The organism is Streptomyces sp. NPDC026301 (genome assembly GCF_055567935.1).
On sequence record NZ_JBVHPN010000025.1, the window covers coordinates 1 to 14916 of the forward strand.

A 14916-nucleotide genomic window follows, 5' to 3' on the forward strand; every position below is an offset into this window, starting at 1 on the left:
AGAGACCCCCCCTCTCCCCCCCCCCCCCCCCCCCCCCCCTCTCCCCCTCCCCCCCCCCCCCCCCCCCCCCCCCCCCCCCCCCCCCCCCACCGGCGTCGGCCGTCGTCAGATCAGGTCCATCGCCGCCACCTCGTCCGGGCGGCCGTAGCTGACCGGGCCCTGGAAGCGGTGCCGGGCGGTGGCGAACCACCACACCGTGGCGATGATCAGCACCGCCGCGAGCGCGATCGGCGCGTAGTTGAACGACCCTGGCGTGATCGGGGACGCCTGCGGCAGCATGAACAGCACGTTGCTCAGCACGATCCAGACCACCGCGACCGCCGCGACGGGCTTGCCCCAGCGGCCCAGGTTCCACGGCCCCGGCTCGAAGGTGTCCAGCCGCAGCCGCAGGAAGATCGGCACGCCGTACGCGAGGAAGAGCCCGACGACGTTGACGCTGACGATGGCGGTGAAGGCGGTGTGCGACCACCAGCCGGGGATCACCAGCACCAGCGAGCAGGCGGCGGCGAGCCAGACCGCCTTGACGGGCGTACGGGTGCGCGCGGAGACCGAGTGCCACCAGCGCGAGCCGGGCATCGCGCCGTCCCGCGAAAAGGCGAAGATCTGCCGGGTGTTGCTGGTCATATTGGCCAGTCCGCAGAAGAGCATCGCGCCGATGACGATCAGCAGCAGGAACTTGGCGGTGCCGGTGCCGAGCGCGTCGATGAGAATCTGTACGGGCGGTGCGTCAGCGCTCGCCTCCGCTGCGTAATCGCGTATCGCGTAGACCAGGGCGAGCATCAGGATCAGGCCGGCGACGGCGGAGTAGCCGATCGCCCGCATGATTCCCTTCGGCGCGTTGACGGTCGCGCCCACCGTTTCCTCCGACATGTGGAAACTGCCGTCGAATCCGGTGAACGTCCAGCTGGTGACGAGCAGGCCCAGCAGTGCGCCGTAAAGCCCGTTGGTGAAGCCGGTGTTGTTGGCGAAATGCGTCACGAACGAGGCCGACTGGTGGTGTTCGGGCAGCACGGTCAGGGCCACGACGATGACCACCATGCCGACCAGCAGCCACCACACCGAGATGCGGTTCAAGATGGCGACCAGATGCACGGTGTAGGTGTTGGCCAGCGCCTGGACCAGCAGGATCGCCGCCGTGATGAGGACCGTGCGCTGCTCGGAGACCTGATAGGACGGCCACTGCATCGCGAGGAACGCCTGGATGAAGGTGGCCGCCGCATAACCGGTGGCGGCCGTTCCGCCGACCTGTCCCACGAAATTCAGCCAGCCCGTGTACCAGGACCAGGCGCCGCGGTGCCGTTTGGCGAGCTTGCCCGCGGAGAAATACAGCGCGCCGCTGGTGGGATAGGCGGAGGTGATTTCCGCCATCGAGGCGCCGATGAACAGTACGAGAATGGATACGGCGATCCAGCCGAACACCAGAATCCGGGGCCCGCCGGCATTCATGCCGAAGCCGAAGGACGAAAAAATCCCGGATATGATGTTGATGATCGTGAAGGATATGGCGAAATTGTCGAATGCGCGGAATCTCCGGGTGAGTTTCCGGGGATATCCCATGGCGTGCAGGGTCGCGTCATCGTCCAGCGTGGGGGGCTGCTCCTCCCGCTTGCGGGCGCGCACCCGGGCGAGAAATGCGGAATCGGACACGGACGAACCTTTCCGGTGACGGTCAGTGAGGTGTCGGTGCGATGTGGGGGGAACGGCGCTCATCCCGTGTCGGGAGCGTGCGGGACGGGGAGCCCGCACCGGCGCCGGGCCCTGCTCAGCTGCTCGGCCGGGTCGCCGAACGCGCTCCAGGGCATCCGCGAGGCGTACGGGCCCATGGCCGTGAAGACCGCCCGCGCCTCGAACTCGTGGCGCGCCATGCACAGCGCGTGCGCCAGATACGCCAGGTCCAGCACGGGCGTGAAGCGGTAGCCGGCCACCTCCGGCAGCCAGTGCTGGTAGATCCGCAGCGCGGTCTGCCGCCACTGCGGCTGCTCCCACGTGCGGTCGGCGAGCGGCGCGCCCGGGTCGTACTCCTCGACCACCGCCACCAGCGGCAGCAGCCGCAGCGCCGAGGTGGCCGGGGCGCGCTGCGCGAGGAACGCGGCGACGTCCCAGGCGGCGCCCGCCGACCCGCCGTGCCGCGCGAAGAAGCACGCAAGGAAGCGGTGGTGCGCCTCGCGGTGCCAGGGGTCCAGCCGCAGGATGTGCGAGAACAGCGACCAGGGGCCGGGCGGCGCGGTGATGAGGCCCTCCGGCGCCGGGTCGAGGTGGCGCTGGAAGCGGGCCAGCGAGAGCCTGGCGGCCCACGGCGTCGGGTCCTGCGGCGCGAGTTCGGCCGCCCGGTCGCAGGCGGCGAGCGCTATTCGGCCCAGTGCGGTGGCGTGCCGGTCCTGCGCGTCGGCGGCGCGGGAGGCGCGCAGCGCCGCGACCCGCGCCCACAGCAGCGCGGCCTCGGTGCCCGGCTCCTCGGCGAGCCAGCGCTCGGTCAGATCCGAATCGGCCGCCTCGGAGGCCAGTACCAGGGAACGGTGCGCCCGTACGCCGAAATCGTCGCGGCTCTCCTTCAGGACCTCCCGGGCGCTGAAGTAGCGCCCGGCCCGCACATCCACGCAGGCACTCGCCAGCCGCCGGTCATCGGCCGCCGGATGCCATACGTACTGCCCTTCGAACAGGCCAGCGGCCATGCTGCGTGCCGTTCCTTCCCCCGTAATCGGTGATGGCGAATTCGGCCGGAAATCCCCGGGGCTCCGGCTGACGCCACACCTTACTCAGGTGCCACACGGACCGAAAGCAGGCACTCGAGCAACTAAATTTCGCCGGCTGATTGTCGACAGATTTTCAGTAACGGGAGGTGATGGGGTAGGTGACGGGATACCAAAAACCGTTGGCGGCGGCGTGTGCGGCCGCTCTAGGCTGTGGACGTACGAGATCGCCGACGAACGATCCGACGAACGAGGAGGTGTGGACCGATGGCTGTCACTGCGCTGGGCGCTGCCCGCATCCAGAAGATCATCCATCCCACCTCCGTGGTCCCCGGCTGACCTCAACTCCGCTTCGGTGCGCCCGAGTTGCGCGCCCACCGCCGGGACCACCCGCTTCGAAGGGTCATCCCGTTGTCCGACATCCCGTCCGACATCACCACCGCGCACCCGCTCGCCGCCTACGGCTGGGACGAGGGGTACGCGCGGGAGTTCACCCCGTACGCCGAGCAGGGCCTGCTGCCCGGCCGCCTGGTCCGCATCGACCGCGGCCGGGTGGACGCCGTCGTGCCCGGCGACGACGGCGGCGTCCGTACCGTCCTCGCGGGCACCGCGCTCGTGGCCACCGGCGACCCGCTCAAGGTGCCGTGCACCGGCGACTGGGCCGCGATCGATCCCGGCAGCGGGCCGGACGCCGTCGTCCGCGCGCTGCTCCCGCGGCGCACCGCACTGGTGCGGTCCGCCTCCTCCAAGCGCTCCGAAGGCCAGATCCTGGCCGCCAACGTCGACCACGCGGTCGTCGCCGTCTCCCTCGCCGAGCAGCTCGACCTGGGACGCGTGGAACGCTTCGTGTCCCTGGCGTGGGAGAGCGGCGCCACCCCCGTCGTGGTGCTGACCAAGGCGGACCTGGTGCCGGACGGGGCGGGCCTGGCCCATCTCGTCGCCGACACCGAGACCGTCGCACCCGGCGTGCCGGTACTGGCGGTGAGCGCGGCGACCGGCGCAGGCCTGGACGTCCTCGCCGCGGTGCTGGCCGGCGGCACCTCCGTCCTGCTCGGCCGGTCCGGCGCGGGCAAGTCCACCCTGGCCAACGCGGTGATCGGCGCCGACGTCCAGGACGTGCACGCCGTACGGGACCGGGACGGCAAGGGGCGGCACACCACGACCACCCGCGACCTGCTGGTGCTGCCCGGCGGGGGAGTGCTGATCGACACCCCCGGGCTGCGCGGCGTCGGCATGTGGGACGCCGAGGACGGGCTCGCCCGCACCTTCACCGATGTCGAGGAGCTGGCCGCGCGCTGCCGCTTCCACGACTGCGCGCACACCGCCGAGCCCGGGTGCGCGGTGCTGGCGGCCGTGGAAGCGGGCGACCTGCCGCAGCGCCGCCTGGACAGCTACCGCAAGCTGCTGCGCGAGAACCAGCGCATCGTCGCCAAGACCGACGCCCGGCTCCGCGCCGAGCTGCGCCGGGACTGGAAGCAGAAGCAGGCGCTCGGGCGGCACATGGGGGAGCGGAAGCGGGGGCCGCGCGGGTAGCCGGCCGGTCCGGGCCGCCCGCCCCGCGGCGGGCGGCCCGGACGCCGCGGCCTGCCTGCGCGCGGTCCGGAGGCGCGTACCGCTCGCGGGCCGGCCCGAGCGCCATGTCCGATTTCCGCCGGAAGCCGCCCTCCCCATGCCGCACACTGGACTGCGTGAGGGACGAAAGCAGCAGGTACGAGGCGGTGGCGAGCCGGGACGCGCGCTTCGACGGAGAATTCTTCTTCGCCGTGGTGACGACCGGCATCTACTGCCGCCCGAGCTGCCCCGCGGTCACCCCGAAGCGGGCCAACGTGCGGTTCTTCCCGTCCGCTGCCGCCGCCCAGGGCGCCGGGTTCCGGGCCTGCCGCCGCTGCCGCCCGGACGCCGTCCCCGGCTCGGCCGACTGGAACGTCCGCGCCGACCTGGTGGGCCGCGCGATGCGCTTCATCGGCGACGGCGTCGTCGACCGCGAGGGCGTCGCGGGCCTCGCCGCGCGGCTCGGCTACAGCGCCCGCCAGGTGCAGCGCCAGCTCACCGCCGAGCTGGGCGCAGGCCCTGTCGCCCTGGCCCGCGCCCGCCGCGCGCACACCGCGCGCATCCTGCTCCAGACCACCGGCCTGCCGGTCACCGAGCTGGCCTTCGCCGCCGGCTTCGCCAGCGTGCGGCAGTTCAACGCGACGATGCGGGAGATCTACGGCAGCACTCCCAGCGAGCTGCGCGCCGCGGCACGCGGCCGTACCTCGCGCGGGGAGCACGGCACCCCCGGCGGCATCCCGCTGCGGCTCGCCTTCCGGGGCCCGTACGCGGCCCGGGAGATCTTCGACGACCTCGGGGCGGCGGCCGTGCCGGGCGTCGAGGAGGTCATCGGCGTCCCCGGGGACCGTACGTACCGCCGCACGCTGCGCCTCACGTACGGCACCGCCGTCGCCGAGGTCGGCGAACGGCTCGGCGGGCCCGGCGGACCGGCCCGCTCCGGCTGGCTCGACTGCCGGCTGCACCTCACCGACCTGCGCGACCTGCCCACCGCGAACCAGCGGCTGCGCCGCCTGTTCGACCTGGACGCCGATCCGTACGCGGTCGCCGCCCGCCTGTCGGCCGACCCGCTGCTCCGGCCGCTGGTCGCAGCCCGCCCCGGGCTGCGCTCGCCGGGCGCGGCCGATCCGGCGGAGCCGGCGGTACGGACCGTACTCGGCGGGCCACCGGAGCGCGCCGCCGCCCTTGTACGTGCGTACGGCAAGCCGCTGGACACCCCCGACGGCACGCTGACCCACCTCTTCCCGACCCCGGAGGAGCTGACCGGCGCGGCTCCGGGCGATGAGCTGCTCGGCGAGGGCCTGCGGGCGCTGTGCGCGGCGCTGGCCGACGGCACGGTAGACCTCGAAGCGGGCGCCGACCGGGACGCCGCCGAGCAGGCCCTCGCCGCGCTGCCGGGCGTCGGCCCGGCCGCCGCCGCGGCCATCAGGCGGCGCGCCCTCGGCGACCCGGACGTGGGTCCGCCCGACGCCGCCCCCGAGGCGGAGCGCTGGCGCCCTTGGCGCTCGTACGCCTACGAGTACCTCCGGCACACCGGTGCCGCTCACCCCGAAGACCACGACCCGAAGGACAGCATCAACCATGCCGCTCTACACGCTGCTTGACAGCCCGCTCGGCCGGCTGACCCTCGTGGGCGAGCCGTCGGCCGACGCCCCCGGCGGCACGGTACTGACCGCGCTCTCGCTGCCCGACCAGAAGGGCGGCGTCGTACCGGAGGCCGGCTGGACCCGAGAACCGGCCGCCTTCGCCGAGGCGGAACGGCAGCTCGGCGAGTACTTCGCGGGCGAGCGCCGTGACTTCGCGCTGACGCTGACCACCCGCGGCACCGCCTTCCGCGAGCGCGTCTGGACGGCGCTGGACGCCATCCCGTACGGCGAGACCACCAGTTACGGGGAGATCGCCCGCCGCATCGGTGCCACGCGGCCCGCCGTACGGGCCGTCGGCACCGCGATCGGCGCGAATCCGCTGCTGATCCTCCGCCCCTGCCACCGCGTCATCGGCGCCGACGGCTCGCTCACCGGCTACGCCGGTGGCCTGGACCGCAAGCGCACGCTGCTGTCCCTGGAGGGCGTCGACGCGGCCCGGTGACGCGTCGCGGAGCACTCTTTTGTGCACTGTTGAGCGGTCGCCCATGCATGGACAATACGGTCCATGAGTCAGCAGGGGGACACACGCGGACACGAGGACGACTGGTGGCGCGAGCTGTACGAAGCGGGCGACGGCAAGCCAGGTGACGCGGGGCCCTCGACCGCGCCGGACTCGCTGGACGACCGCGTCGACTCGGCGCTCGGCGCGGTGAGTCCGGTGAGCACGGTGAGTCCGCCCCCCGTCGTGGAGTTCGTCGGGGACCGGCCGCCCACGTACGCGCCCGAGCCCGTCGCGCTGCCCGCCGCCGATCCGGCCGACCTCGCCGGGCTCGTCCCGGACACCGAGCTGGACGGCGCGCAGTACGGCACGCTCACGCTGCGCGCCGCCTCCGTGCGCGGCGACTCCGCCCGGTACCGCGGCGACCCGCGCCGCGACGCGCTGCTCACCGCCCGCTTCGGTGCCGGGCGGCAGACCCTGCTACTGATCGCCGTCGCCTCCGGTGTGCACGCCTCGCCCGAGGGGCACCGCGCGGCGCGGGACGCCTGCCACTGGATCGGCGCCGCCGTCGGCCGCTCCGGCGCGCGGCTGGCCGACGACATCCGTACCGGCCGCCGCGAGGCCCTCAAGTCCGGGCTGCAGCGCCTCACCGACCGCGGCTACGGGCGGCTGCGGTCGCGCGCCGCCGAGCTGGGCCTGGACCCGCATGAGTACACCGCTTCGCTGCGCTGCCTGCTGCTGCCCGCCGACCCGGCGTGCCGCACGCGGGTCTTCTTCGGCCTCGGCGGGGGCGGCCTCTTCCGGCTCCGGGACGGCGTCTGGCAGGACCTGGAACCGCCGCTGCCGCCGGACGAAGCGGCCAACCTCGGCGTCACGGAGGCACCGGACACCCCAGAAGCCGCCCCCGATGCCATCGGCGAACCGTTCCGCTTCCGCGCCTCCGTGGCCCGCTCCGGCGACACCCTGCTGCTGTGCAGCGCGGGGCTGGCCGAGCCGTTGCGCGAGGCGCCCGACTTCGCCGCGCGGCTGGCCGGGAGGTGGGCGGAGACCGAGCCGCCGGGTCTGGTCGCCTTCCTGGCCGACGCCCAGCTGCGCGTGAAGGGCCACGCCAAGGACCGCACGGCCGCGGCGGTGTGGGACAGCTGAGCCGCCCGCCGGGACGGCTGAGCCGCCCGCCGTACCGCGGTGTGGGACCCGGCTCCGCCCGGGGAGGGAGTGGTAGAACCGAATCAATGCCGCGAAGACGGGCAAAACGCCCGACGGGCGGCGCGAGCCACTGATCCCCACCCGAAGGGCGTGCGCGCGATGGCGAAGCAGACCGTGGCCGAGCAGTTCGTCGACATCCTGGCGCGCGCCGGGGTCAAGCGGCTGTACGGAGTCGTCGGCGACAGCCTCAATCCGATCGTCGACGCCATCCGCCGCACCCCGGCCGTCGACTGGGTCCAGGTCCGGCACGAGGAGGTCGCGGCGTTCGCGGCCGGCGCCGAGGCCCAGATCACCGGCCGGCTCGCGGCCTGCGCCGGCTCCTGCGGCCCGGGCAACCTCCACCTCATCAACGGCCTCTTCGACGCGCACCGTTCGATGGCCCCCGTACTGGCCCTCGCCTCGCACATCCCGTCCAGCGAGATCGGCACCAGCTTCTTCCAGGAGACCCACCCCGACCAGCTCTTCCAGGAGTGCAGCCACTACTGCGAGCTGATCTCCAACACCCGGCAGATGCCGCGCGTCCTGCAGACCGCGATCCAGCACGCGGTGGGCCGCAGCGGCGTCTCCGTGGTCGCGCTGCCCGGCGACATCGCGGGCGAGCCGGCCCCCGAGCGCGCCGAGGAACACGCGCTGGTCACCACGCGGCCCTCCGTGCGCCCCGGTGACGCCGAGATCGCGCAGCTCGCCCGCATGATCGACCAGGCCGGCAAGGTCACGCTCTTCTGCGGCAGCGGTACGGCGGGCGCACACGCCGAGGTCATGGAACTGGCCGAGAAGATCAAGTCGCCCGTCGGCCACGCACTGCGCGGCAAGGAGTGGATCCAGTACGACAATCCGTACGACGTGGGCATGAGCGGTCTGCTCGGATACGGCGCCGCCTATGAGGCCACGCACGAGTGCGATCTGCTGATCCTGCTCGGCACGGACTTCCCGTACAACGCCTTCCTCCCGGACGACGTGCCCATCGTGCAGGTCGACGTGCGTGCCGAGCACCTCGGCCGCCGCTCCACGCTGGACCTGGCCGTCTGGGGCGACGTACGGGAGACGCTGCGCTGCCTGACCCCGCTGGTCGCGGAGAAGAAGAACCGCCGCTTCCTGGACCGGATGCTCAAGAAGCACGCCGACGCGCTGGAGGGCGTGGTCAAGGCGTACACCCGCAAGGTCGACCGGCACGTCCCGATCCACCCCGAGTACGTCGCCTCCGTACTGGACGAGGAGGCCTCGGACGACGCGGTCTTCACCGTCGACACCGGGATGTGCAACGTCTGGGCGGCGCGTTACCTCACGCCCAACGGGCGCCGCCGCGTCATCGGTTCGTTCACGCACGGCTCGATGGCCAACGCGCTGCCGCAGGCCATCGGCGCGCAGCTGACCGACCGCCGGCGGCAGGTCGTCTCGATGTCAGGGGACGGCGGATTCTCCATGCTCATGGGCGACTTCCTCACCCTGGTCCAGCACAACCTTCCGGTGAAGGTCGTGTTGTTCAACAATTCCTCGCTCGGGATGGTCGAGCTGGAGATGCTGGTGGCGGGGCTGCCCTCGTACGGCACCGACAACCAGAACCCCGACTTCGCGGCCATCGCCCGGGCGGCGGGCGCGTACGGCGTCCGCGTGGAGAAGCCCAAGCACCTGCGGGGCGCGCTGCGGGACGCCTTCAAACACAACGGGCCCGCGCTCGTCGACATCGTCACCGACCCGAACGCGCTGTCCATCCCGCCGAAGATCAGCGCCGACATGGTGACCGGCTTCGCGCTCTCGGCGGGCAAGATCGTGCTGGACGGCGGCGTGGGCCGGATGGTGCAGATGGCCCGGTCCAACCTCCGCAACATCCCACGCTTCTGAGCCGTTACCGCGCAGCGGGGCACATGCCCCGCACCTGTGCCCGGCCGTGGCGGGAGGAATCAGGAGCTTCCGGGCTGCGCCGCCGTGCCGCGGCGGCCCGGACGCGGGCGTAGCCGCACCGGGCCACTCGGCGGACCCCGCGCCTCGACGGCTCCTCCGGGACGCGCCGCACCGGCTGCGGCAGCGGGCCGGTCGACAGCGAAGGCGAATTCGTTCTACGGACGGCCGCGCCACGGCCGCGTTCCCGCCCTTGTCATGACAGCCGGGCCGGACCTTGGTCGGGACCAGCCGGGCATCTCGTGGCATATGCGGAAGCAGCGGACGAAGCTTGGGTCGTATCCCGATGGGCATGCATCGATCTGAGGTTGTTCGAGAGATCGGGGATGAAGATCGGACACACCGGAGCGCTCGGGGCGGGGAGGATGAAGCGTCAGCCTGTAGGGGGCGAGCAACTGCACGGACGGATCGACGGGCCGGTCACCGGCCCCCTCGACGGCCGTGGCGGCACATGGAGGGAAGGGCAGCGGCCGAGGGCCATCCGGCACCGGCTGCGCCGCGCCGACCTGACGGCGGTGGCGGAGGTCCGCAGGGACCTGCGTCAACTGCTGGTCCACTGGGGGGATTCCGGCAGGTCGGACATCGCGGAGCTGCTCATCAGCGAGCTGGTCACCAACGCCCTGGTGCACACCGACCGGGGCGCCGTGGTGACCGTGACGGTCACCGACCGCCTGCGGGTGGAAGTACGGGACTTCGTGTCCCGGCGGCCGCAGCCCCGCAGACCGACCACCGAAGGCACTTCGGGGAGAGGACTGATGCTGGTGCGCTCGCTCGCGGACGCCTGGGGCATACGGATGCACGGGGTGGGCAAGTGCGTGTGGTTCGAACTGGGCGGCACGGCGGCGTGAGCCGCGCGTGAGCGGACGAGGCGGCGGGGGGGGGAACCCAGGGGCCCGCCCCCCCCCCCCCCCCCCCCAACCCCCCCCCCCCCCCCCCCCCCCCCCCCCCCCCCCCCCCGCTCGGTCGCGGTACAGCCGCTCGGTCGTCGGCTCGCCCGGCGCTCAGCCGAACTGCCGCTCGATCTCGGCGAGTTTCTCCTCCAGGGAGTCAAGGCGCGGGATCGTCTGGGTGTCGTCCTCGGCGGTGAGGTCCACGGTCCGCCGGCCCTGCCGCTCGGCGCCGCCGGCGCGGCCGGTCACGGCCGTCAGTGTGGGGCGCGACCGCGGCCGGCCGCCCGGAGCGGGCTCCGCTTCGGCGGCGGGGCTCTCGGTCAGGGGCGGCGCCTCTATCGCGGGGGTGTCGCCCGTCCGGCCGCCGGCCGCCTGGCCCTCGATCGCCGGGGCCTCGGCCTGCTGGGCCACCGGCCGCCCGGCCGTCACGGCCGGCACCTGGCGGGCGCCGCGCCCCCACCGGTGCTGCCGGTTCAGCGCCTTCACCCGGGCCCGGTCCAGCTTGCCCTGCTCGCGCCGGCGCCGCCGGGCCTGCTCCTCCTCGCGGCGGTCCTCGCGTACCTCCTCGACCGCCTCGTCCAGGCTCCGTACGTTCTCCAGGAGCATCAGCGACCAGGCGGCGAAGGTCTCGCGCGGGGCCCGCAGCCAGCGCACGATACGGATCTGCGGCAGCGGCCTGGGCACCAGGCCCTGTTCGCGCAGCGCCGCCCTGCGGGTCTGCTTCAGCGCCCGGTCGAAGAGGACCGCGGCCGACAGGGACATGCCCGCGAAGAACTGCGGCGCGCCCGCGTGGTCCAGGCCGCGCGGCGCGTGCACCCAGTTGAACCACGCGGCCGCGCCCGCGAACGTCCACACCAGCATCCGCGAGCCGAGCGCCGCGTCACCGTGGCTGGCCTCGCGCACGGCCAGTACAGAGCAGAACATCGCGGCGCCGTCCAGGCCGAACGGCACCAGGTACTCCCAACCCCCGGAGAGGTTGAGGTTCTGCCGGCCGAAGCCGACCAGGCCGTGGAAGGAGAGCGCGGCCGCCACCGCGGCGCAGCAGAAGAGCAGCAGGTACGACGCCGAGCCGTAGACGGCCTCCTTGCGGCGCCGGCGTTCCTCGCTGCGCTCCCAGGAGTCGTCGGCCGCCGTCTTGTCCGCGCTCTGCTTGCCGCGCAGGACCACCGCCACGGCCGCCGTGACGCCGACGAGCAGCAGGGCTCCCGGGACGAGCCAGTCCAGCGATATGTCCGTCATTCTCATCTGGGACCCCTTGCATCGCGGTACGCGTTTCGCGCGACATCCTGGCGGAGCCGGCCGGTACGGCAGGGGTTTTCGGGGCAAGAGGACGCCAAGGAGGCGGCCAGGGCCGCCGAGAGGGGCAAACTGTTCGCACAGCCTTGAGGGCGGCGGCAGTTGAGTTCGATTGTCGCCACTCGATCGGGTGGCAGGGGAGCAGTGCGCTGTGGCGGGGGAGCGGAGCGCTCGGGTCAGGCGCTCGCGGTGAGCCGCGCGACCCGGTCGGCGTCGCAGGTGCGCGGGCAGGTGACGCAGGTGTCCTCCGGGCGCACGGTGTAGAACATGCAGCAGCTCGCGCGGTCCCGCGTCGGGAGCCGCTCGCCGGCCGGGCCGGTCAGCTCGCGGAAGCCCGCGCCGCCGACGTACGGCGCCGTCGTGCCCGGCAGCAGCCGCGCCACCTCGGCCACCGCGCGCGGCTCCTCGCCGAGCAGATGGCCGAGGTACCACAGCCCCTCGACGATCTCGTCCGTCGCCATGCCCCACAGGGCGCGCGGGCCGCGCCGCACGCGGGGCCGGAAGCCGTCCAGTACCGGCCCGAGGTGCTCGGCGACCGCGGCCCGCACCTCGCCGCGCAGCGCCTCCTCGTCGGGCACCACGACGGCTCCCGGCAGCTCGGCCGCGGTGTCGTCGGGCAGGCACGCGAACGAGGTGATCCGTACGGCCGCGTGGCCCAGCTCGCGCGGGAAGAAGACGGCGCCGGCGGGCAGCCGGGGCACCCGGCGGTGCAGGAACCACGGCATGGTGATCAGTAGGCAGGCCGGCCAGGCGTACCGGTGCAGGCCGAAGCTGGCGACCACGTCGGCGCGTGCACGCTTCCCGTAGTTCTTGATCACCTGTGCGTCGTCCCAGGCGAGGAAGGCGTCCAGGGCCGCGCCGCCGGCCGCCAGCTCCGCCGCGCTCGTCCAGTCCTCGCCCGCCGGGGCCGCGTCCCGCGGCCCGAGCTCGGTCACCCGCAGGCCCGGGAACACCTCCGTGAGCCGGGCATACGCGCCGGTCACGGGGGAAGGGGACGGCGGGGCGGCGAGGACGGAAGAAGGCATGCGGAGGACCACCGAATCGCGTCGTTGGCAGGTAAGGCTTACCTTAGCGGAAGTCTCCGAGGTTTGAACTGCGGCAGGGGCCGCCTATGGTGCTCAAGGACATCAGGAGGTACCCCATGGAGCAGCGCGGAGCGGAACAGCCGTCGCGAATACGCGCCCGCGTGCCCGTACAGGGGCGCCCCGAGGGGGTGCAGGGCCACCCCGAGGCGATACGCGGACGGCACCCGGCCGACGCCGACGGCGCCGTCACCCACGCCGTCGCCGCCCCGCCGCCGGTAGCCCCCGCCGCGCCGCCCGCCGCGCCCTCCGTACGCAAGCCGCAGCGGCACTCCGTACGCGCCCAGGTCCTGGCCGCGCTCCGCGACGCGCTGCTCTCCGGCGAGCTGGCCCCCGGCGCCGTCTACTCGGCGCCCGCGCTCGCCGACAGTTTCGGCGTGTCGCCGACGCCGGTCCGCGAGGCGATGCAGCAGCTCGCCGTCGAGGGCGCGGTCGAGGTGGTCCCCAACCGCGGCTTCCGGGTCGCCGAGCGCACCCCCCGCGACCTCGCCGAACTGGCGGAGGTACGGGCCATGCTGGAGGTGCCGGCCGTACTGCGGCTGGCCCGCACGCTGCCCCCCGAGTGCTGGGAGGAGCTGCGCCCGCTGGCCGCCGCGACCGTCACGGCGGCGGGCCACGGCGACTGCGTCGGCTACGCCGAGGCGGACCGGGCCTTCCACCGTGCGCTCGTCGCGCTGACCGGCAACCGCCAGCTGACCCTCGTCGCCGACGACGTGCAGCGCCGCACGGCCTGGCCGTGCGCCGGCACGAGGGTCGGCGTCGCCGACCTGCTGGCCGACGCCTCGGACCACATGGCCCTCCTCGACGCCCTCATAGCCGGGGACGCCCCCCTCGCCGAACGCATAGCCCGCGACCACCTCACGGGGAGCCGCTTCCTCCACTGAGGCTTCGGCCGTTACGCCACCGTCCCGGCCCTTACGCCGCCGACGGCAGCTGGTCGGCCAGCCATGTCGGTACGCCGTCCATGAGGCGGAAGAGGCGGGCGGCCTCGGCGCGGAGGCGGGCCGCGTCCTCCTCCGGCGCGGCGTCCGCGAGGGCGGCCAGGGCCGGGGCCGTGCCGATCAGGTAGCCCAGTTCCTCGCGGATCCGCAGGGATTCGGTGAAGCCGTGCCGGGCCTCCGCCAACTCGCCGTCGCGCAGGGCGAGTCCGGCCAGATGGCGCCAGGTGAAGGAGAGCAGGAGCGAGTCGTCGTGCGCGGTGGCGGCGGCGTGCGCGCGGCGGTAGGCGGCCCGCGCGGACTGCGGGCTGTCGGCGATGTGCTCGGCCATCAGGCCGCGCCGGAAGTCCAGCAGCGCGCGCCCCGCGGCGGCCGGCGGCAGCAGCGCCGCGGCGCGGCCGAGCGCCGCCCTGGCCTCGTCGGCGCGGTCGCGTACGCCCAGGACCGTGGCGGCGTAGGCGAGATGGCCGCGCTCGCAGGCCGCGTCGCCGCGCTCGTCGTCGGTGCCCGCACGGGCCTCGGCGTACCGCAGCGCGTCCTCGGCCTCGGCCCAGCCGGCGCCGGTGAACATGCAGCGCTCCACGAGGAGCGCCGCGCGGCGGAGTGCGGCGGTCGGGTGGGCCGCGGTGTGCGGCGCGAGCAGTGCGGCCGCGTCCTCCCAGCAGCCGCGGGACCGGAGCCGCCAGACCGCTCGGTCCAGTGGGTCGTCCCCCACCCCGTCCGCGGCCGGGCCTGCGGTCCTGGCCGCCGGCAGTCCCGTCACCGGTGCTCCCGGCACCGGCAGTCGTTCGACAGATCCTTCGGACCCGTCCGATTCGGCAGATTCCGGCATGGCGGTGTCCGCCACATTGCCCTCCCCGAGCGCACCTTTGAGCTGGACTGGAAGCAGTGGGCGAATCTCAGCACGGATTTCGGCGTGGGGCCAAGGGGTTGGGTGAATGATTTCACAATCTCCGGTGGGCCGTGTACGGACCGGAGTTGAGCCGCTAGGAGAGTCGAACGCGGCGCTCCGGTGCGGGTGTCCGACCGGGCGGTCTGTCGTCGGGCGCCCTGACCTGGCGCTTCGATCGCCGCCGCGAGGGAGACCGAAAGCCGCTCGAAGGGGTGACCCGGAGTCGCGCCCTCGGCCGTGCGCCGCGCGCGGTGCGCCGTACGCCCCGTGCTCCCGGCGGGCGGGCCCGGTGACGGAGGCGGCGGTGGACGCGTGGCGGGGTGAAGATCATCCTCCGCGCCGACCGCGTGGCCCTAGGGCGTGTCTTTTGGATCAGCCCGGATCAGGTCG

Annotated in this window: 12 protein-coding genes; 7 read left to right on the forward strand and 5 right to left on the reverse strand. The window is 73.7% G+C overall.

What is annotated here, in order from left to right; all coding sequences use genetic code 11:
• Window positions 1-105: 105 nt before the first annotated feature.
• Together ACZ4MH_RS31145 and ACZ4MH_RS31150 are read right to left on the reverse strand one after the other, a co-directional pair.
• Complete coding sequence (locus ACZ4MH_RS31145; RefSeq protein ID WP_351598319.1) at window positions 106-1557, reverse strand: amino acid permease; 1452 nt, start codon at window positions 1555-1557, stop codon at window positions 106-108.
• Between the two features lie 149 nt (window positions 1558-1706).
• Window positions 1707-2672, reverse strand: coding sequence for a serine/threonine-protein kinase (locus ACZ4MH_RS31150; RefSeq protein ID WP_351598265.1), 966 nt, complete (start codon window positions 2670-2672; stop codon window positions 1707-1709).
• A gap of 429 nt (window positions 2673-3101) precedes the next feature.
• Between ACZ4MH_RS31150 and rsgA the strand changes: the two genes are divergently transcribed.
• The 6 genes from rsgA to ACZ4MH_RS31180 all read left to right on the forward strand — a co-directional run bounded on the left by rsgA (window position 3102) and on the right by ACZ4MH_RS31180 (window position 10276).
• Window positions 3102-4223 (forward strand): ribosome small subunit-dependent GTPase A, encoded by a 1122-nt coding sequence (gene rsgA / locus ACZ4MH_RS31155; RefSeq protein WP_351598262.1) that lies wholly within the window; start codon window positions 3102-3104, stop codon window positions 4221-4223.
• A gap of 155 nt (window positions 4224-4378) precedes the next feature.
• Window positions 4379-5842, forward strand: coding sequence for a DNA-3-methyladenine glycosylase 2 family protein (locus ACZ4MH_RS31160; RefSeq protein WP_467754803.1), 1464 nt, complete (start codon window positions 4379-4381; stop codon window positions 5840-5842).
• Window positions 5820-6326 carry a methylated-DNA--[protein]-cysteine S-methyltransferase gene (locus ACZ4MH_RS31165; RefSeq protein WP_351601435.1) on the forward strand — a complete coding sequence of 169 codons (507 nt, stop codon included), beginning with the start codon at window positions 5820-5822 and terminating at the stop codon, window positions 6324-6326. The genes ACZ4MH_RS31160 and ACZ4MH_RS31165 overlap by 23 nt, the downstream gene beginning before the upstream one ends.
• 63 nt (window positions 6327-6389) lie before the next feature.
• Window positions 6390-7469: a protein phosphatase 2C domain-containing protein gene (locus tag ACZ4MH_RS31170; protein ID WP_351601438.1), complete on the forward strand. Its 1080-nt coding sequence runs from the start codon at window positions 6390-6392 to the stop codon at window positions 7467-7469.
• Window positions 7470-7628: 159 nt separating this feature from the next.
• Window positions 7629-9371: a pyruvate dehydrogenase gene (locus ACZ4MH_RS31175; protein ID WP_351601442.1), complete on the forward strand. Its 1743-nt coding sequence runs from the start codon at window positions 7629-7631 to the stop codon at window positions 9369-9371.
• A gap of 422 nt (window positions 9372-9793) precedes the next feature.
• Window positions 9794-10276, forward strand: a complete 483-nt coding sequence (locus ACZ4MH_RS31180; RefSeq protein ID WP_351601446.1) for an ATP-binding protein — start codon at window positions 9794-9796, stop codon at window positions 10274-10276.
• A gap of 153 nt (window positions 10277-10429) precedes the next feature.
• Here the strand turns inward: ACZ4MH_RS31180 and ACZ4MH_RS31185 are convergent, their stop codons facing one another.
• Together ACZ4MH_RS31185 and ACZ4MH_RS31190 are read right to left on the reverse strand one after the other, a co-directional pair.
• The gene (locus ACZ4MH_RS31185) at window positions 10430-11563 is read right to left on the reverse strand and encodes a DUF2637 domain-containing protein (protein WP_351601449.1); all 1134 of its coding nucleotides are present in this window, start codon (window positions 11561-11563) and stop codon (window positions 10430-10432) included.
• 227 nt (window positions 11564-11790) lie between these two features.
• Window positions 11791-12639 (reverse strand): (2Fe-2S)-binding protein, encoded by an 849-nt coding sequence (locus ACZ4MH_RS31190; RefSeq protein WP_351601452.1) that lies wholly within the window; start codon window positions 12637-12639, stop codon window positions 11791-11793.
• Window positions 12640-12755: 116 nt separating this feature from the next.
• On the opposite strand from ACZ4MH_RS31190, the gene ACZ4MH_RS31195 reads away from it, so the two are divergent.
• The gene (locus ACZ4MH_RS31195; RefSeq protein ID WP_467754804.1) at window positions 12756-13580 is read left to right on the forward strand and encodes a GntR family transcriptional regulator; all 825 of its coding nucleotides are present in this window, start codon (window positions 12756-12758) and stop codon (window positions 13578-13580) included.
• Window positions 13581-13611: 31 nt separating this feature from the next.
• On the opposite strand, the gene ACZ4MH_RS31200 is transcribed toward ACZ4MH_RS31195, so the two are convergent.
• Entirely contained in the window at window positions 13612-14466 is an 855-nt protein-coding gene (locus ACZ4MH_RS31200; protein ID WP_467754805.1) for a hypothetical protein, read from the reverse strand.
• Window positions 14467-14916: the final 450 nt, after the last annotated feature.